Genomic DNA, 18,769 nt, shown 5'->3' with positions numbered 1-18,769 from the left:
GAAAAGAATTTCAATGCGGGGGAGATAATGCGCGATCCTTTCAAAAATCCGTTTCCTGCTTCGGACGCTGCCCGCCACTCGATCTGGGAGATGCTGGTAGCGCGCGATATCGACGCATTCCTGGCTGCCGACTGGTCGATGGTCGAGCATGATTTCGTCGAGGAAGGCTTCCTCGGCATCGACGGACGCAAGCAAGTCAGCCCCGACAAGTGGCGCCTGGCGTTTCCGACTTTGTCGGCCTACCGTGACGAGTGGCTGCGTCAGGCACGAGACTTTGCAACACAGTCCTTCTCTGAGGACACTCGAAGCGCCATCTTCACGACCACCACGCTTGAGGACATCGAGATCGAAGGTGAGATGGCGCTGGTGCGCAAGAAGTTCGATGGCGGCCTTACCAAGGCCGATGGCACGCGTGATGTGATGCAGTGGCAGACCCTCTATTATTGCCGCCTGCATGAAGGCCGCTGGAAGATATGCGGCTTCACCGGCTACCTGCCGCACCCGATGGGCTGATCAACACAAAGGCAAACCCTTGCGCATTTTTACGGCGGCGCTCGCAACCGAGACCAATACGTTTTCCCCGATCTGCGTCGATCGGCGCGCATTCGAGGCGTCGCTTTATGCGCCTCCAGGGCAGCACCCGGAAACCCCGACCCTCTGCACGGCGCCAATCACCGTAGGGCGGCGTGTTTGCGCCGAGAAGGGATGGGAGCTGATCGAGGGTACGGCGGCGTGGGCGGACCCGGCCGGACTGGTGAACCGCTCGACCTATGAGGGGCTTCGCGATGAGGTGCTGACCCAGCTTGAGGCCGCGATGCCGGTCGACGCCGTTATCCTCGGCCTGCACGGCGCCATGGTCGCAGCCGGCTACGAGGATACGGAGGGCGACATATTGGCGCGTGTACGCGCGATTGTCGGGCCTGATGTCCTTGTCTGCGCCGAACTCGATCCGCACAGTCATCTTACAGCCAAAAGGCTGCAGGCCGCCGACTTCTTTGTCTACTTCAAGGAGTTCCCGCACACCGATTTCGTCGATCGCGCGGAGGATTTATGGCGCATTGCCAGCCAGACGCTGGAGGGTCGATCAAAACCGGTCATGTCCGTCTTCGACTGCCGGATGATCGATGTCTTTCCCACCTCGCGCGATCCGATGCGCTCCTTTGTCGACAAGATCATGCGGCTCGAGAAGGAGGACGCTGATATCCTCTCGATCTCGGTCATTCACGGGTTCATGGCAGGCGACGTGCCGGAAATGGGTACGAAGCTGCTTGTCGTCACCGACGACAAGCCGGAGAAGGGTGAAGCCCTGGCGCGTGAACTCGGCCTCGAGCTGTTTTCGAAGCGTGGTACCTTCATCATGCCGCAGATCGACGAGATCGAGGCCGTAACGCAGGCAGTGGCAGCAACGTCCTGGCCGGTCGTCGTCGCCGACGTCTGGGACAATCCGGGCGGCGGCACCGCCGGCGATGCCACCGTCCTGTTGCAGGAACTCCTTGCAAGGGGTGTGAGAGATGTTGCGATCGGCACGATCTGGGACCCGATGGCAGTGCAGATCTGCATGGCGGCGGGCGAGGGGGCCGAAATTCCCCTGCGCTTTGGTGCCAAATCCGCACCCGGCACCGGCAACCCGGTCGATGGCGTCGTCAAGGTCGTGAGGCTCGTCACGAATGCTGAGATGCGCTTCGGCGAGAGCTTTGCGCCATTCGGCGATGCAGCGCACATCGTACTCGACGGCATCGATATCATTCTGAATTCGACGCGCGCCCAGAGCTTCGACCCAAGCCTTTTCTCGGTCATGGGCATCGATCCGACGTCCAGGAAGATCCTGGTCATCAAATCGACCAATCATTTCTACGCATCCTTCTCCAAAATCGCTGCGGAGATCATTTACTGCTCTGCCGGAACGCCTTATCCCAACAGTCCGGCCAAGACACCCTATCGTCGGGCGCCGAAGAACATCTGGCCGATGGTCGAAGATCCCCACGGCCGCTAGCGCGGAGAGCCGTCACATGCAGCAAAATTCGTTTGCCGTCGTCGCCAAGCCGGGCGACAGGGTCGCCGACCTTTCAACGCCGCGGCCGATCATCGATGAGGAGCGATTGGCGGCAAACATTGCCCGCACGCAGGCCTACATGGACAGGCACGGCCTGAACTTCCGTCCGCACATCAAGACGCACAAGATCCCCGCGCTTGCCACCGAGCAGATCGCGGCAGGTGCCAAGGGCATCAATTGTCAGAAGATCAGCGAGGCGGAAGTGTTCGCCGCGGCCGGCTTCGAAGACATCCTGATCACCTTCAATATCCTTGGCGCGCAAAAGCTCGAGCGCCTTGGCGCGCTCAACGACAGGATCTCGGGTCTGAAGGTCGTTGCCGATAGCGCCGTGACGGTCGACGGCCTGTCCTCTACCTTTCAATCCCGCAAGCCGCTGACCGTTCTTGTCGAATGCGACACTGGTGGCGGGCGCTGCGGTGTCCAGACGCCTGAAGAAGCGAAGAACCTTGCCAAGCGCATTCACGACGCGCCGGGCCTTTCCTTCGGCGGCCTCCTCAACTACCCGAAGCCCGGCTCCGCCGAGGCTGTGCAAGCCTTCCTCGGCAAAGCACTACTGCTCTTGAACGCTGACGGCATTGCCTGTCCGATTGTCAGCAACGGCGGCACGCCAAGCCTCTTTGAGGCTCATCTCGTGAGCGCTGCGACCGAGCACCGCGCGGGCACCTATATCTACAACGATCGCTCCATGGTCCGTGCCGGCCACTGCAGCGAGGCCGACTGCGCCATGCATGTACTGGCAACCGTCGTGTCGCGCCCGACCGCAGATCGCGCTGTCATTGACGCCGGATCGAAGGCCCTGACGTCCGATCTGCTTGGCTTCTCCGACTTCGGAACAGTCGTCGGCTATCCCGAGGCGGTGATTACTGGTCTCTCCGAGGAGCATGGCGTCATCGACCTTTCAAAATGCGGCGGCAAGCGTCCTGAGATCGGCGAGAAGATCCGCATCATTCCCAACCACACCTGCGTTATCTCCAATCTCTTCGACACGATGGTGTTTCATCGTGACGGCGTGGTCACACGTGTCGAAGACGTGGCTGCGCGCGGTCTTGTCTGGTAGGCCCCTGGGGTGCTTTCTTATCCGCCGCGGACGTGTGGAGGTTTGTGCTGGCAACCACCTTGGTGCGCGCAGACAAGTGAGCTCGCGGCCGCGGCAAAGGCTAGATCAATAGCTTTGCGGCTCCAGGTGTCAGATCCTCGGCGTGACCGGTGGTGTCCAGACCGCCAAAAAGCTCTGTGAAAGAGAAAGATGTATGAGGACTAGGGCCGGAGCGAGGAGGCGGCTTGCAGAGTGCATGGGTTACATCCAAGGCATGGCAGATAACATAGCTGTTTCGAGGGCGGATTTGCCGATTGCATGGATGCTAAAGTCGCCCGGCGAAAATCACGGTCAGCAGAACTCTTGAGAGATAGCCTGAATCTCCTTCGAGGGTGTCCCGTAGGTTACAAGCTTCACATCTAGGTCGAACGCCTTCATCAAATAAAGGGCTCGCCGTATCGCGGCGTGGATCCAATTGCTGGGATTGCCGAAGGCGCTGCCGCCGAGAAGCGTCAGGAAGACGACGTTCGAAACGCCGCGTTGCGCGTTCAAAACCGCAGCCCACATAGTGGCCTCATATGCAGCCTCCAGGACTAGCGATCCGAATAACTCCCAAAAAGGGGGCGCTACGCGACAATAAGCAACGGGGAGCGCCGAGCAGAGCGCCTGTGAGACACGCGGCCGTTTCGGCCCCTCCACTTCCGTGGCTTCCACATCTCTGTGCAACCCAATGCGAAGCTTCCCACGCAGAATGTCGATCTCGTCCGGAGCAAGCGATCTAAGATGCCGCGTGATTGCATCGAGTCCCTCCTTGTTGCACAGCGCGTAACCGTTTTTCATCCTCCAAAGATCGCTGATAGGCAGTTTAGTCCTACTGCTCAATGCCGCGCCAAGGTCTGCGAGCCCGTCGAGTTGCCTCCCGGCGGTCTGGCCTTCGCGGCCCTCGAAAGGAACGAAATAATTCCGGTAGATGGTCGCTGCACCCGCTGCAATGGCGCAAGCTGGCCCTTGAGTATGGTCGGTTTGATATCGGGTAACGCCCTGTTCCGGCGTCACCTCTGGCGACACCATCTCGAGCAAGTTGAACTGTGATGCCACTTGGAATAATGCGCCGGCATTTTCGAAGGACCGGTGCATGCTCCGCACGTCACCGGTCACCACATTTGTTCGGATCCGACCGGGCAAACCGACTCCAAGCTTTGCCTTCTCGCGGAGCTTCTCAAGGGAAATCAGTTCAAGGTCGCCTGTCGCATAGCTCGCGCCATTGACCCGCGAGTGCAGTCTCCCGTCAACGACCTTAAGTCGTGCACGGGTTTCCTCGTAGCCGGTCTCCCTGAATCCCGTGAGCTTTTCGAACCAGTCAATCATCCGTTCTATCCCTTGCCACATCCTGGAGTGATTACCCCCAGGGTCTGAACTCCGTGCTTGTTGCTTCCACTGCCTTCGACGGACGGCGGCACCAATCGCGGATCAGCTTGAAATTGTTGGATTGAAATGCTCTTTGAGCCTTTCGCGGTCTTGACGGCTAACGCGGGCACCGCTCAGGTGGACGATACCAGATGTGGGGATACCCCTGAATTCTCCGTTCACAGCAAGGCGATTGCCACGCTGCCCTAGCAAGGCGGTTTCGCCGTTTGTGTTTGTTAGCTGCTTGAAGGTTCGCAGGCCAATCACGACCAAGTGCTGGGGCTGCAACGCTTCAACAACCCTCTGCGCTCGTTCGAGACTAAATTGCTCCAGTTCGTGCTTTAGCTTCGACGGGATACAATCCCAAGCTTTCATATTGGGAGCGCGAAAAAAGACCATGTTGAGCCCAGTGTGCTCCATCGTCTCGATCCCGAATACGGCTCGAAGATGGTTCGCCAGGGGTGACGACGCATTTGCATGCCATGATTGATCCGGCCAACCGTCATGCTGACCTTCATGGCTCTCGTCTTGCCGCCCGCCGGGCTGAAAACCCAGGAACATGTACGGCGCGCGCACCATCGGCGGACCATAGAGAATTCGGAAGCCCAACGCTGCCGATCCGAGAGCCGGCTTGAGTTTGTCGTAACAGGAGCGGGTTTCTTCATAAATCTTTCGACAGACGATCTCGGCATCTGACATGTTGCTCGCCGTTCTTGGCGAGGTTCGCAAACCGTCGTGAACGTCGCGCTCCACCATGCCCTTGGCACCGGCCGCGTATTCGCGATCTATCTTTCCGACATGGCTGTAATGGCTTTTCATGTGATCTCCGTTCGTTGACTAGACGCCTTGGCCCGCCGACCTTGCCGTACCCGGCACTATGTGCTGGGAATTTGAAGAGGTACGTCGTTGTAATTGGAACTGACACGAGCTCTGCATCTCGATCCTCCCTTCATCAGCAGGCGACGACAATCGTGGTCGAAATCGGCAGACTGAGGCCAAGGGATAAGTGGGATGCCTTGCACGCAGCGACTTGCTCGCTGACGCCAATTGTTAGTGGTCAGGTGCCAAGAAGAGCTCGGTGTCCTGACGAATGCCCACCTCGGTCGAGGCACGCTCTCGATTGGCTGAAATTGATAAGCCCCCCGGAACATGACCCGTGATGTCGGACCCCGCGCCTTCCTTTGGTGTCGGACACTTGACCTTACGCGATTGAAAAGCATCTTCTTTTGTGTGGGCGTTAGGCACGCGGGAGGTCACGTCGATGAGAGTCTTAGTTGCATTGGGAATGGCAGCAAGTCTTTTGGCAATATCGGCGGCCGAGCCGCCCTGGCAATGGCAGACCTTTCACGGCGTACGGATGGATTCCGATCCCGTGCTGCTTTCGCGGTTTGAAAGGATCTATCGCTATTGCCTGCCCGAAGCCAACTATCGCGGCTCACCCTATCCGACAAATGCCTGGCACATTACAGCTCTGAGAAGCTGCATGTATCGATTCGGCGTAGTGGACCGGGGGGCTTATTCCTATCCGGCCAACAGGCTCTTCTATCCACTCTTCTGAGGTGGAGCGCCAGCACGGGGTTGGTGATCACGCAGCCGTGGGGTTGAGGAGGTTCATGTCGATACTCGTCAGCTCCACATGGCGCTCGAACGCGATGCCCGCCTCATCGAACAGATGGCAGTCGGCAACGTTGATCCCGGTGACGAGTGGCTGATCCGGGTGAACAGCGGCGCGCCCATGCAGCGTCGCGCAGAAATTCTCGCTTTCGCCGTCGAGCGACGCATAGGCGACCGTCTGGGCGCCAAGGCGCTCGATGACAGACGGCGTAACGGTGAAGGCGATGTCGCCAGACCCGATCTGGATATGCTCCGGACGCACGCCCAAGGTCAGCTGTTTGCCAATAGCGCCGCCTCTTGGCGTGACAGGGATCACCGCCTTCTGTCCTTTGTAGTCGATTTCGATGCCGGCATCGCTGATACCTGTGCAGGTGACGGGCAAGAAGTTCATCTTGGGATTGCCGATGAAGGCGGCAACAAAGATGTTGGCAGGCTTGTGGTAGAGTTCCAGCGGGGCGCCGGTCTGGGCGATCTCGCCGGCGTTCAAAACCACAATCCGGTCCGCCATGGTCATCGCCTCGATCTGGTCGTGCGTGACATAAATCATCGTCGCCTTCAGCTGGCGGTGCAGTTTGGCAAGCTCGATGCGCATGTCGGCGCGCAAGGCAGCGTCGAGGTTGGAGAGTGGTTCGTCAAACAGGAATATCTTCGGTTCACGCACGATCGCGCGGCCGATCGCGACGCGCTGGCGCTGTCCTCCTGAAAGCATCCCCGGCTTCTGTTGCAGGCGCTGATCCAGGTGGAGGATGCGCGCGGCATGCTCGACCTTGGCCTTCAGCTTCTGCTCTTCCATTTTTTCCACGCGCAGTGGGAAGGCAATGTTTTCGAAAACGCTCATGTGGGGGTAGAGCGCGTAGGACTGGAACACCATGGCGATGCCGCGCTTGACCGGCGGCAGGTCGTTGACCCTCAGCCCGTCGATGACGATGTCGCCGCCGGAGGTTGCGTCCAGGCCGGCAATCATGCGCAGCAAGGTGGATTTGCCGCAGCCTGATGGCCCGACGAAAACTACGAACTCGCCGTTCCTCACCTCAAGCTGAACACCCTTGAGAACCTCGAAGTCGCCGTAGAACTTCTGAACCTTGTTGAGAAGAAGCTGTCCCAAAACTTGTCTCCGGTCACCGCCGCTGCGGCACTGTATGCGATAGTCAAAGGGATCGCGGTTGTTGCGCCCGCGATCCCGACAAAGGCTTACTTGAACGCTTCGATCTCGCCAGCAGCCTTCTTGAGAGCATCGGCCGGCTCGGCCTTGCCCGTCACGACAGACTGTACCATTTCGATCATCGAATTCTGGAAGCCCTTGTAGTCGGTGAAGAGCGGCTCAGGACCGCCGAAAGTGATACCGTCGATGAACGGCTTCCACGACGGATCAGCCTTGACGAACTCATCGACCTTCGGCGACGGACGCAGCGGCGTCAGGCCGGCACCACCCTGAAGTTCGTATTCGCCTTGCGGGCCCGGCGAGGTGATGAACTTGGCGAATTCGATCGCCTTGTCTTCCACACCCGTACCCTTGAAGACCGCCAGGCTGTCGGTGATGAGCAGCGTGCCTTCACCCTTGGCCGACGGGCCGAGCGGCAGCGGTGCGACGCCCCAGTTGATCTTGGTGTCCTTCAGGCGGGCAGCAGCACCCGAACCTGCCTGGATCATGCCGACCTTGCCATCGAGGAAGATGGCGCGGATTTCGTTCTGCTCGTAGGCGGTTGCGCCTTCGACGGAGTAGGGCGTGATGTCCTTGTAGGCCTGCAGGGCGGCCAGGACTTCCGGGCTGTCCATGACGATCTTATCGCCGTCGATCACCTTGCCGTTGTTGGTGTAAACCCAATGCATGAACTGATGCATGGTGTTGTCGAAGGTCTTCGCCGGGAGGCCGTAGCCTGCAATGCCGGTCTTTTCCTTGATCTGCTTGGCGGCGGCTATTTCCTCAGCCCAAGTCTTCGGCGGGTTCTCCGGGTCGAGGCCGGCCTGCTTGAAGATGTCCTTGTTCCAGTAGAGTGCCTTGGTCGAGAAGGCGACCGGCACGCCCCACTGGTTGTTGTCGAAGGTGACGGTGTCGACGATGTTCGGGTAGTAGCTCTTCTTCTCGTCGTCGGTCATCGGCACCGGAACGATCAGATCGTTCTGGGCGAATTCCTTCAGCGTACGCGAACCGACATAGGCCATGCCGACCGGAGTGCCGGCAGCAGCCAGCGTCGTGGCCTTGTCCTGGCACTGTTCCCAGCCGACAACCTCAGGCGTGACCTTCCAGCCTGCGTTCTTGCCTTCCCATTCCTTGATGTATTTCTCGTGGATCGGATCGATCTTGTCGCCGCAATAGATCCAGCTGATCTCCTTGTCAGCGGCGTGCGCGGTCATTGCGCCGAGCGCGGTAGAGCCGAGCAGGGCAAGGGCCATCAGCCCGGTCTTGAATTGAATTGTCACGTTGTTAGCTCCCGTTTTTTCTCTGGTGGTTGACTTACTGTTTCACCGCGCCCGCGGTCAGACCGCTGACGAGATACCGTTGAAGGAAGAAAATCACGATCATGGCCGGCGCAATGCCGACGAAACTTGCAGCCATCAGTTCATTCCACACGACTTCCTGGCGGCCGAAATAGGCGAAGAGTCCGACCGGCAAGGGCGCAAATTCACTCTTGGAATTGAAGGTGAGCGCGAAGATGAACTGCTGGGCATAGGAGCCGATGAAGGTGGTGATCGCAACTACCATGATGCCCGGCATGGCGATTGGCAGGATGACCCGGCGCAGGGTATAGAAATGGCTGGCGCCGTCGACGAATGCGGCTTCGTCCAGCTCCCGCGGAATGCGCATCATGTAGGTTCTGAGCAGCCAGATCGCCGAAGGGATCAGGAAGGCAACTCCGGGAACCATGATGGCGAAATAGGTATTCAGCAGGCCGAGCGTTCGCATCAGCCGGAAGAGCGGGATGAGCAGCACCGCGCCCGAAAACATGTTGACGGCCAGGAACGCGCCGAGCAGCAGCCCGGCGCCTTTGAATTCAAACCGCGCGAACGCATAGGAGGCAGGGATGACGAGCACCAGGACAACGGCGGTGACGATGGTCGAGATAAAGAAGGAATTGAAGATGTAGCGCGCAAAGCCCGGCACGCTTACCCACATGGTCCGATAGGCCTCGAACGAACCGTTCTCGGGGATGAACCGGTAAGGCGATGAAAAGAGCTGGCTGAGCGGCTTCAGCGATACCAGGAAGCCCTCGACGAAGGGCGCAAGCACGAAGGTAAGGAACACCAGGATGCCGGCATAGATGCCGATGATCTCATACCATTTGTACCGATGGATCAGCAGATGCGGCTGTTTCATCGCTTGTCTCCGGAAGTAAGGCGGCTGGTCACGCGGAAGTAGCAGACGCAGAAAATCGACAGGAAGATGCAGATCAGCACGGCGCGCGCGGCGCCTTCCCCGTATTTGTTCGAGCCGATCGCGGTTTTATAGGTGTCGATGATCATCGTCGTCGTTTCGCCGCTCGGGCCGCCACGCGTCAGGATCCAGATGATGTCGAATGAGTTGAACGTAGCGATCAGCGACAGCATCGACATGGTGATCATCGACGGGACGATCAGTGGCAGGGTAATGCGCCGGAAGCGATAGAAACGGCCGGCCCCGTCGGTCCAGGCGGCCTCATAGAGATCCTGCGGAATCGCCTGCATGGCCGCGAGCATATAAAGCGTGACCAGCGGAACGCCGATCCAGACATCGGTGATGATCGTCGCCCAGAACGCCGTGGACCCCTGCGCGAGAAATGCGACCGGCGCGTCTACCAGCCCGAAGCGCTGCAGCATGCCGGAAATCATCCCGAACTGGCCGTTGTACATCCAGCCCCACATGAAGATGCCGATCGCCATTGGGACAATCCATGGCGGCATGGTCAGGACGCGGAAGAGCGCCCTGCCGGGAACTGCAGAATTCAGCATCGTTGCGCCGAACACACCGATGATCATCTTGATGGAGACGGAAAAGAACGTCCAGATGAAGGTGCGAATGATGACTTCGGCGAAGGTAGCATTGAAGATCTTGCTATAGTTCACCCAGCCGACCCAGTTCGTCGTCTTCTTCAGCGACGCATCGGTGAAGGAGAGGATGAATGTGTCGACCAGCGGATAGGCGACGATCACTGCGACATAGAGGACTGCCGGAAGGAGAAGTATCCAGGCAAAGATGACTGCGTTGCGTTGGACGCTCATCTTGCCGCCCTCCTCAAGCCGCTCTTGCGTGCAGGGCTTCGTCGAACCTCTCCCAAATCGGGCGCAGATCGATCACCGCCTTTTTCATCCTTGCCTCGTCCATCGATAGGGCAAGGATGCCGGCTTCCAGCGCGTTTAGGGTCGAGACGGGAAGCTCGGTGCCGGTGCGCACGCTGTCGAGGAGGTCGGCTGCCATCTGTTCGTCGGCACCGTAATGCTGCGAAAGCTCGGTCGCCACGTACTTGTTCTCAATCACCTTCTTGCCCGTCAACTGCTCATGGACGTCGAGATAGCCGCGGACGAAATCGCCCTCCGCCATGCCGCGCGATCCCATGATGGCAAAACGGCGGAACTGGTCGGGAACGTTGAGGTTGGTATGGAAATTCATGCCGACGCCATTGGCATATTCGACGATCGCCACCTGATAGTCGATGATGTCGCCGTCACTGTCGAAAACCTTGTCGGACCCCATCCAGCCGCTCGGCTTGCGGTGAAAAAGCTCCAGGTCGTTGATGCCTTCGCGTGCGGGATCGTTGGCCGGAATGAAGCTCTTGCGGCCGCCGAAGCTTGCAACGCGCTCCGGACGAGCGCCGACGACGCCGTTGTAGAGATCAAGGTCGTGGCAGCACTTTTCCAGCATGAAGCTGCCCGAATAACGCTCGTAGCGACGCCAATCGCGCATGAAGAAAGCGCCGTGGTAGGGCTCGATATGCTCCGAGGCCTCGATCGAAACGATCTGTCCAAGCTTGCCTGCGGCCTGAATGGCGCGAAGGTCCTTGTAGAGGGGCGAATAGCGAAGGACGAGACCAACCATCAGGCGCTCATGACCGAACTTCGCCATCAGACGGGCGAGCTCAATGCTCTCGGCGACCGTCGTGACGATCGGCTTTTCGCAGAAGACCTTCAGGCCACTTTCAAGACCCAGCCTGATATGATCGAGATGCATGTGGTTGGGCGAACCGATCATCAGGAGATCGAGCTTTTCCTTGGCGATCAGCTCCTCAGGGGAAGTATAGGCCGTGCCGGCAGAGATGCCTTTTTCGACAAGACCCGGAAGACCTGCCGGATCGGGGTCGACGTAACCCACGATCTCGAAGCTTTCATCAACGGACTTGAAGACGTAGCCAAGGTAGCCGAGCCTGAAACCTAGCCCGATAATTCCCACTTTCATGCTCTTCTCGTTCCCATTCACGTAATTTATTTTCGTCAAGTTGGGACAAAATTTCGAACTCGTCAACACGAATCCCGCGAAAAGTTGCAAGCATGAAATTAATTTTCATAACCGCCCATTTCCCAGCTTCAATCGCCTTCAATCGGGCATGAACGCCCGTTCTCGCCGCGCGCAAACGCCGAAGGATGGCCTGCGAGCTTGCGTGAAGGCCCGGCAACGGCGAAATACGCCGTCGTCGCGCTGCCTGGATCTAGCGGTTTCGCCGTTTGCCCTCGAGCAGATCGAGCACGGAATTTGCGGCATCGAGAACGTTCGTGCCCGGGCCGAAGACCGCCGCAACCCCGTGGTCCATCAGGTACTGGTAATCCTGCCGCGGAACGACCCCTCCCACCACGACGATGACATCGCCGGCGCCCTGTGCCTTGAGTTCGTCAATCAGTTGCGGTGCCAGTGTCTTGTGGCCAGCCGCCAGCGACGACATGCCAACCACGTGTACCTTGCTGGCGACCGCGAGGTCGGCGGCTTCCTTTGGCGTCTGAAAGAGGGGCCCTGCCAGCACATCAAAGCCAATATCGCCAAACGCCGAGGCGATCACCTTGGCGCCGCGGTCATGACCGTCCTGACCAAGCTTGGCAACCATGATTCTCGGCCTGTGACCGAGGACCTTGCCGACTTCGACCATGCGGTCCTTCAGTACTGCCAGCTCAGGCTCGTCGCGATAGGCTTGACCATAGACGTCCCTGATGACCTCTGGCTCGGCTGCATGGTCCCCGAAGGCCCGACGCATGGCATCGGAGATCTCGCCAACCGTTGCCCGCGCGCGCGCCGCTTCGATGGCTGCCGCAAGCAGGTTCCCATTGCCGCTGTTTGCGACCTCCTCGAGCGCCTTGAGGGCCGCTTGTACTGTAACGCCATCGCGGCGGCGTTTCGTGTCTTCGATCCGCGCAATCTGGGCGGTGCGCACGGCTGCATTGTCGATCGCCAGGATCTCGAGCTCTTCTTCCGTGTCGAGACGATATTTGTTGACGCCGACGATGACCTCTTCGCCCTTGTCGACCGCCGCCTGGCGTCGCGTCGCCGCTTCCTCGATGAGCCGCTTGGGCAATCCCTCGTTCACCGCCCTGGTCATGCCACCGAGCGCCTCGACCTCCTCGATCAAGGCCCAGGCCTTGTCGGCAAGCGCCTTTGTCAGGCTTTCGACATAGTAGGAGCCCGCAAGCGGATCAACGACATTGGTCACGCCCGTCTCATGCTGAAGAATGAGCTGCGTGTTGCGGGCAATGCGCGCAGAAAATTCCGTCGGCAAGGCGATTGCCTCGTCGAAGGAATTGGTGTGGAGCGACTGCGTGCCTCCCAGAACCGCCGACATTGCCTCGAAGGCGGTGCGGATGATGTTGTTGTAGGGATCCTGCTCCTGCAGCGAGACGCCGGATGTCTGGCAATGCGTGCGCAGCATGAGGGAGGACGGTTTCCTGGGCTCGAACTCCTCCATGATGCGCGTCCAGAGCAGGCGCGCAGCACGCAGCTTCGCCGCTTCCATGAAGAAGTTCATGCCGATGGCGAAGAAGAAGGAGAGGCGGCCGGCAAAATCATCGACGTTCAATCCCTTGGCGAGCGCGGCACGAACATATTCGCGCCCGTCGGCAAGCGTGAAGGCGAGCTCCTGAACCAGTGTGGCGCCGGCCTCCTGCATATGATAGCCGGAGATCGAAATGGAGTTGAACTTCGGCATCTCCCTTGCCGTGTATTCGATAATATCCGCAACGATCCGCATCGAGGGCTCCGGCGGATATATATAGGTGTTGCGAACCATGAACTCCTTGAGGATGTCGTTCTGTATCGTCCCCGAAAGCTCGGCCCGGGACACACCCTGTTCCTCGCCAGCCACAATGAAGCTCGCAAGTATCGGAATGACGGCGCCGTTCATCGTCATGGAGACCGAGATTTTCTCCAGCGGGATGCCATCGAACAGGATCTTCATGTCCTCGACGCTGTCGATCGCAACTCCTGCCTTGCCGACATCGCCGACGACGCGCGGATGATCGCTGTCATAGCCGCGGTGGGTTGCAAGATCGAAGGCCACGGAAACGCCCTGCTGGCCGGCAGCGAGCGCCTTGCGGTAGAAAGCGTTGGAGGCCTCTGCGGTGGAAAAACCGGCATATTGCCGGATCGTCCAGGGGCGGCCAGCATACATGGTGGCACGCGGCCCCCGGGTAAAGGGTGCAAAGCCCGGGAATGACCCGAGATGCTCGGCACCCTTTATGTCGCCTTCGGTATAGAGCGGCTTGACGTCTATCCCCTCGGGCGTGTGCCAGACGAGCGTCTCGGGCGAGGCCTTCAGCTCTTTTTCGGCAAGAGCCTGCCAGTCGCCAAGCGTTTTCTTCGTCATCCTGTCCTCCGGCATTCTTCTTTTGCCGCAGGCTAGCACTTTAACCGCCTGCGGCGCGATAGAGCCTTAGGATAATTTGTTCGCGAATGTCTTGCCCCTTCGACATCCGAGCTTGTCAGGAAACGCTGACCGGTTTGGAGCGCAACCGACTTGCAGTTGCCGGATCCGCCCTTCTGCAAAGCTGTGGCGGCAAGCCTTTCATGATGAGCTCTGCATCGGCGACAGCCATCGAGCCAAGCGCGTAGAAGGCGTCACGTGTGCCGCCGGTGCGATGTGCCGACAGCAACAGCCCTTCCACCTTGCGAACGGGATCGTCGGGGGCGACAGGCTCGTCGGGGAAGACATCGGTGGCGGCACGGATATGGCCAGAACCCACCGCTTCGAGCATTGCCGGAAAGTCGACGACTGCTGCGCGGCTCATCAGCAGGAAGGCGGAGCCGGGCTGCATGAGCGCAAACTCCCTCCGGCCGATGAACCCTTCGTTCTCGCTTGTCACACTGGCAAAGACGAAGACGACACGGCTTTGGCTGAGTACCTCATCCAGCGATGCCGGCATGCAGTCGAGCCGCTCGATGATCTCGGCCGGCAACCAAGGATCAAAGACGCGCACCGTATTGCGAAACGGCCGGACAAGCTCGCGCAATTGGCGACCGAGATCACCAAAGCCGACCAGGCCGACCGGTGCGCCGGCGAAGCGAAACGTCCCTTCGTTTCCCGCAAGGCCATAGTCTTCGACACCGGCTCGAAACTGCCGATCAGCCATGGTGATACCGCGGGCAAGATCGATCGCCATGCCGAGTGCAGCTTCGGCAACGGGTGAGGCGAAGGCCGATGCAGGGGTGATCACCCAGATGCCCCGCTCGACACAGGCCTGGTAGTCGATGTTCGGCAGGAAGTTCGACTCGACATTGATAATCGCCTTTAGCCTCGGCGCGCGATCCAGCCGCTCCTTCGGCATGTCGGTCTGACCGAAGATCAGCACCGTATCCGGCAACAGGGCTTCCACCTGGTCAGCCGGCATTTGCCGATCTTCGGAGACGACGACATCTCCGAGTTGCTCAAGACGGCGGCGAACATCCGGCGTCATGATGAGATCGAGCGTTCGCGGCAACGGATCGACAAGAATGATATTGCGACTCATGGTTCCTCCCCTTGCCTCCAGAATGAAAATGCGCGCGGCTTTCGCAAGTCCCTTGTGCGCCAGGAAACGCTCAAGGTCCGAGTGAGGATACCATCAAAGGGTCTTCCCTGACCGTCTGTACCAGGAAATCAAGAACTGTGCGGACCCGCAACGGCAGGTTCTTGCGCGATGGGTAGACGATGTTGATCGGCAGGCGTGCCGGAGGAAAATCGGGCATCACGTTTATCAGCCTGCCGGCCTCGATGTCGGGGCAGGCGAGGATGTGCGAGAGCACAGCAAGACCGCCCCCGGCCAGTACCGCGCGATGCACCGCGACCGCATTGTTGGCAATCAGGCGTGGCGCGATGCGCACCGAAGTCTCGTCGGAACCATTGGAAAATGTCCACGACCGCAAATCTCCGGCGCGGCTGTAGCAGATGCAGTCATGGCCGCCGACGTCGTCGGGCGTTTCGGGCATGCTTCGTCGTTCGACATAGCTCGGTGCTGCAACGAGAAAGGCGGTCGTCCATCCAATCCGCCGGCACATCAGATTGCAGTCAGAGACGGGACCGAGGCGCACTTCAAGGTCGATGCCATCGCCGATCAGGTCGGACGGCTCCTCGCGAAAAATCAACTCGACAGAAAGCCCGGCATGGCGGTCGAGCAGACCGGCAAGACGCTCGCTGACATAAAGACCAAGCGGCGCGGGCAGGGTGAGCCGCACCCGACCGGATACCGTGGTGGCCTCGGCACAGGTCGCTTCGTTGAGCGCGTCCACCGCTTCGACCACCTTCAGGGCCATCGCAATCATCTGCTCGCCCTCGACCGTCAGGGCAAGCGCATTCGTACTACGATGCAGCAGGCGAGTGTTGAGATGTCCTTCCAGAGCGGAGACCTGCCGGGAGACCGCCGGCTGTGTCAGGTCAAGGTCGATCGCCGCTGCAGAAAACGAGCCCGTCTCCGCAACCCTTAGAAAGGCTCTCAGCGCAGATACGATGTCCATTCGTCCCCCATACATTTTCGACATAAGCCTTATGCAGCAGTCTAGGTCGGAAGCGCTTTACTGTCCAGCAATTACGGATATCTTATGTCCATAAGGATACGTGATATCCTTAATTAAGGAGACAGACATGTCACAGCGCCTCAACTACGCACAGCATTCCCCCGAACTCTTCAAGAAGATCTCGGATCTCAGCATGAGCTTGAAGGACAGCACCATCGAGCAGAAAATCCGCGATCTCGTGAACATCCGGGCTTCCCAGATCAACGGTTGCGCCTTCTGCCTCGACATGCATGTCAAGGAAGCCAAGATCCACGGCGAAAGCGAACTGCGCCTCTATCATGTCGCGATCTGGCGTGAATCGAACCTCTTCGTTCCGCGCGAGCGGGCAGCTCTTGCCTGGACCGAGGCCGTCACCAAACTTCCGGAAGGCGGAATTCCCGACGAACTCTACGAGCGGGTCCGTGGCCAGCTCTCGGAAAAGGAAGTCTCCGACCTGACCTTCTCGATCATGGTCATCAATGCCTGGAACCGCGCGAGCATCGCCTTCAAGGCAGTACCCGGCTCCGCCGACAAGGCCTATGGCCTCGACAAGGCCGGCCTCAACTAGGCCGGCCTCAACTAGGCCCGCAACCTCAAAGCCATCCGCGCGGAAATAACCGCCCACAAAAGGAATCTTGAAATGATGAAGTCGCTTTTTGTCGCGGCTGCGCTCGCAGCCGCATCATTCAACACAGCCGTTGCCGCCGAGGCAGGCGGCAAGGCTGCCAAGGTCACGCTCGTCTATGAGCATGAACTGCCGAACGCCCCGGGCAAGAGCATCAAGGGTGTTCTGGTCGAGTATGGTCCGGGCGGCTCTTCCGAGGGGCACACGCATCCGAATTCCGCCTTCATCTATGCAACGGTCCTGGAAGGCTCGATCCGCAGCCAGGTCAATGATGGGCCGGTGAAAACCTACAAGGCCGGCGAGAGCTTCTCGGAGATGCCGGGCGACCGTCATGGCGTCAGCGCAAACGGCAGCAAGGCAAAGCCGGCCAAGCTCCTTGCAGTTTTCGTGGTTGACACCGACCAGAAAGAACTGACCTATCCCTTGAAGAAGTAGGCGAGGACGGGGCCGGGTGTCGACCGCGCACTCGGCCCCCTACAGCGCGGCAATTATCGCGATCGGAGCTGCCATGTTCAACGACCCGCTTTCGTTGCCGCTTGTTCTGATCAACCTTCTGGGCGTAGCCGGCATTGTTGTCTGGCATCTCCAGGGCCGTGACCGCCCGACTGCCCGGCTGATCGTCCAGATCCTTTTCTTTGCAGGCATGACCACCGTCCTCGTTTTGGCAGGCATCCTGCCTCATCGCGTTGAGGAGACGCAGCTTGCCGGCGCGATGGCATTCCTGTCCATCTCGGCAAGGGTATTGTGGTGGACACATCTGGCATGGACCCTCATCGGCTTCGTACGGATCTATATCGTTCTGGAAAAGAGGCCGCGTGAAGCGCGGCTGTTGCAGGATCTGATCGTTGCCGTCGTCTATCTCGGTGTCGCGCTGTCCATCCTGGGCTTTGTCTTCAAAGCGCCGATCGGCACCCTGGTGGCAACGTCGGGTGTGGTTGCCATCATCTTCGGCCTGGCGCTGCAAAATACCCTCGGCGACGTGTTCTCGGGGATCGCGCTGACATTGGGGCGGCCCTTTGCCATCGGTGACTGGATCTTGCTTGGCGACGGCACCGAGGGCCGCGTCATCGAGAACAACTGGCGCTCCACCTTTCTGCTCACCGGCGCTCACAATGTCGTCATTCTGCCCAATAGCGCCCTGGCGAAGGTGGGGCTTACCAACCTCAGCCGTCCCGATGAAACGCATCAGATCACGCTGCTTGTCCGGATCGCGGCAAACCATAGCCCGCAGCTGGTCGAGGAGGCGCTGCGAACCGCGTTGCAATCAAGCACGCGCATCGTCCAGGATCCACCGCCGATCGTCGCTCTCAAGGGGATTGATGCTGTCGCAATCGAGGCAGAATTGCAGTTTCGCGTGGCCAGTCCAGCAAACAGGACGCCGGCGCGCAACGAAGTGATCGATCTCGTCCACCGCCACTGCCGGGAAAGCGGGCTCTCGCTCGCAATGCCCCCTCAGAGCTATCTGTACGCATTGCCCGACGCAAGCGAGGTCAAGCTGCGATCAGCCAGCTCGCTCTAAAACCCACTCGGAGCTGTTCTTCCAAAGGTCCGGCGGAATATCCCTCGCCAGGGTCTCGATCAGATCGGAAAAGCTGACGCTGCGCAATTTCTGGCGCCACGCTTCGTCAGCGTCCCACATGACGCGCGCCACCGCGCATGGACTGCTTTCGCAATAACCGTGGGGCCGACAGGGATTGTTGGCTCTGATGTTGTTGCAGACAAAGGTCTGCGCCTTGCCTTCGACGGCCTCGACGATGTCGAGAAAGGTCAGATCGGCGGGTGCTCTTGCCAGTCTGTAGCCGCCAGATGGGCCGAGCGTCGTATGAACGAGACCTGCTTGAGAAAGGCTCTGCAGCGCCTTCGAAAGATATTCCTTGGGAAGTCCGTGGAACTCGGCCAACGCCTTCGTCGACAGGTAACGGCCTTCGGGCAGACCGGCAAGTATGGCGCAACAATGCAGCGCCCATTCGACTTGGCTTTTCAGGATCATCATTTCCGTCCGAAAGGGTACCGAGCGGCACCAATTAAGGACAGAAAATATCCCTATTTCGCGGCAATGTAAACGGGACAAGAAAGCAACAAGCGTCAGCAAGGTCGCCAGCAATCAGCCAGCGA

Annotated in this window: 18 protein-coding genes; 7 read left to right on the top strand and 11 right to left on the bottom strand. The window is 59.4% G+C overall.

The window, feature by feature from the left end; all coding sequences use genetic code 11:
- The first annotated feature begins 27 nt into the window (after window positions 1-27).
- Genes C934_RS0120155 through C934_RS0120145 form a run of 3 tightly spaced genes read left to right on the top strand, consistent with a single transcriptional unit; the run spans window position 28 to window position 3,110 of the window.
- The gene (locus C934_RS0120155; protein ID WP_018858432.1) at window positions 28-513 is read left to right on the top strand and encodes a hypothetical protein; all 486 of its coding nucleotides are present in this window, start codon (window positions 28-30) and stop codon (window positions 511-513) included.
- 19 nt (window positions 514-532) lie between these two features.
- A complete protein-coding gene (locus C934_RS0120150) occupies window positions 533-1,993 on the top strand; it encodes a M81 family metallopeptidase (protein WP_018858431.1) in 1,461 nt (486 codons plus the stop codon).
- A gap of 16 nt (window positions 1,994-2,009) precedes the next feature.
- Window positions 2,010-3,110: a D-TA family PLP-dependent enzyme gene (locus tag C934_RS0120145; protein WP_018858430.1), complete on the top strand. Its 1,101-nt coding sequence runs from the start codon at window positions 2,010-2,012 to the stop codon at window positions 3,108-3,110.
- Between the two features lie 330 nt (window positions 3,111-3,440).
- Here C934_RS0120145 and C934_RS0120140 read toward each other — a convergent pair whose 3' ends face one another.
- Both C934_RS0120140 and C934_RS0120135 read right to left on the bottom strand, forming a co-directional pair.
- Window positions 3,441-4,457: a hypothetical protein gene (locus C934_RS0120140; RefSeq protein ID WP_018858429.1), complete on the bottom strand. Its 1,017-nt coding sequence runs from the start codon at window positions 4,455-4,457 to the stop codon at window positions 3,441-3,443.
- Between the two features lie 102 nt (window positions 4,458-4,559).
- Entirely contained in the window at window positions 4,560-5,315 is a 756-nt protein-coding gene (locus tag C934_RS0120135; RefSeq protein WP_018858428.1) for a hypothetical protein, read from the bottom strand.
- Window positions 5,316-5,757: 442 nt separating this feature from the next.
- On the opposite strand from C934_RS0120135, the gene C934_RS0120130 reads away from it, so the two are divergent.
- Window positions 5,758-6,054, top strand: coding sequence for a hypothetical protein (locus tag C934_RS0120130; RefSeq protein ID WP_026371954.1), 297 nt, complete (start codon window positions 5,758-5,760; stop codon window positions 6,052-6,054).
- Window positions 6,055-6,081: 27 nt separating this feature from the next.
- On the opposite strand, the gene C934_RS0120125 is transcribed toward C934_RS0120130, so the two are convergent.
- From C934_RS0120125 to C934_RS0120090, 8 genes are all read right to left on the bottom strand, one after another.
- Window positions 6,082-7,215, bottom strand: a complete 1,134-nt coding sequence (locus C934_RS0120125) for an ABC transporter ATP-binding protein (protein WP_018858426.1) — start codon at window positions 7,213-7,215, stop codon at window positions 6,082-6,084.
- A gap of 86 nt (window positions 7,216-7,301) precedes the next feature.
- A complete protein-coding gene (locus tag C934_RS0120120) occupies window positions 7,302-8,504 on the bottom strand; it encodes an extracellular solute-binding protein (protein WP_442965928.1) in 1,203 nt (400 codons plus the stop codon).
- Between the two features lie 61 nt (window positions 8,505-8,565).
- Window positions 8,566-9,426 carry a carbohydrate ABC transporter permease gene (locus C934_RS0120115; protein ID WP_018858424.1) on the bottom strand — a complete coding sequence of 287 codons (861 nt, stop codon included), beginning with the start codon at window positions 9,424-9,426 and terminating at the stop codon, window positions 8,566-8,568.
- Window positions 9,423-10,307: a carbohydrate ABC transporter permease gene (locus tag C934_RS0120110; RefSeq protein ID WP_018858423.1), complete on the bottom strand. Its 885-nt coding sequence runs from the start codon at window positions 10,305-10,307 to the stop codon at window positions 9,423-9,425. The genes C934_RS0120115 and C934_RS0120110 overlap by 4 nt, the downstream gene beginning before the upstream one ends.
- 13 nt (window positions 10,308-10,320) lie before the next feature.
- Complete coding sequence (locus tag C934_RS0120105; RefSeq protein ID WP_018858422.1) at window positions 10,321-11,478, bottom strand: Gfo/Idh/MocA family protein; 1,158 nt, start codon at window positions 11,476-11,478, stop codon at window positions 10,321-10,323.
- Window positions 11,479-11,728: 250 nt separating this feature from the next.
- A complete protein-coding gene (gene scpA / locus C934_RS0120100) occupies window positions 11,729-13,867 on the bottom strand; it encodes a methylmalonyl-CoA mutase (protein WP_018858421.1) in 2,139 nt (712 codons plus the stop codon).
- A 115-nt stretch (window positions 13,868-13,982) separates the two neighbouring features.
- Window positions 13,983-15,008, bottom strand: coding sequence for a hydroxyacid dehydrogenase (locus C934_RS0120095; protein WP_018858420.1), 1,026 nt, complete (start codon window positions 15,006-15,008; stop codon window positions 13,983-13,985).
- Between the two features lie 70 nt (window positions 15,009-15,078).
- The gene (locus tag C934_RS0120090) at window positions 15,079-15,990 is read right to left on the bottom strand and encodes a LysR family transcriptional regulator (RefSeq protein ID WP_018858419.1); all 912 of its coding nucleotides are present in this window, start codon (window positions 15,988-15,990) and stop codon (window positions 15,079-15,081) included.
- Window positions 15,991-16,117: 127 nt separating this feature from the next.
- Here C934_RS0120090 and C934_RS0120085 point away from each other — a divergent pair, with 127 nt between their 5' ends.
- The 3 genes from C934_RS0120085 (at window position 16,118) to C934_RS32225 (ending at window position 18,173) form a co-directional block, all read left to right on the top strand.
- Entirely contained in the window at window positions 16,118-16,597 is a 480-nt protein-coding gene (locus C934_RS0120085; RefSeq protein WP_018858418.1) for a carboxymuconolactone decarboxylase family protein, read from the top strand.
- A gap of 72 nt (window positions 16,598-16,669) precedes the next feature.
- A complete protein-coding gene (locus C934_RS0120080) occupies window positions 16,670-17,089 on the top strand; it encodes a cupin domain-containing protein (RefSeq protein ID WP_018858417.1) in 420 nt (139 codons plus the stop codon).
- A 73-nt stretch (window positions 17,090-17,162) separates the two neighbouring features.
- Window positions 17,163-18,173, top strand: coding sequence for a mechanosensitive ion channel family protein (locus C934_RS32225; RefSeq protein ID WP_037090074.1), 1,011 nt, complete (start codon window positions 17,163-17,165; stop codon window positions 18,171-18,173).
- On the opposite strand, the gene C934_RS0120070 is transcribed toward C934_RS32225, so the two are convergent.
- Complete coding sequence (locus C934_RS0120070; RefSeq protein WP_018858415.1) at window positions 18,156-18,644, bottom strand: RrF2 family transcriptional regulator; 489 nt, start codon at window positions 18,642-18,644, stop codon at window positions 18,156-18,158. The two genes, C934_RS32225 and C934_RS0120070, sit on opposite strands and share 18 nt — an antisense overlap.
- Window positions 18,645-18,769: the final 125 nt, after the last annotated feature.

The organism is Rhizobium sp. 42MFCr.1, from assembly GCF_000377185.1.
In the GTDB taxonomy this organism is placed as follows: domain Bacteria; phylum Pseudomonadota; class Alphaproteobacteria; order Rhizobiales; family Rhizobiaceae; genus Rhizobium; species Rhizobium altiplani.
Note: the sequence above shows the minus strand (reverse complement) of the source record. Positions and strands in the feature narration are given on the sequence as shown.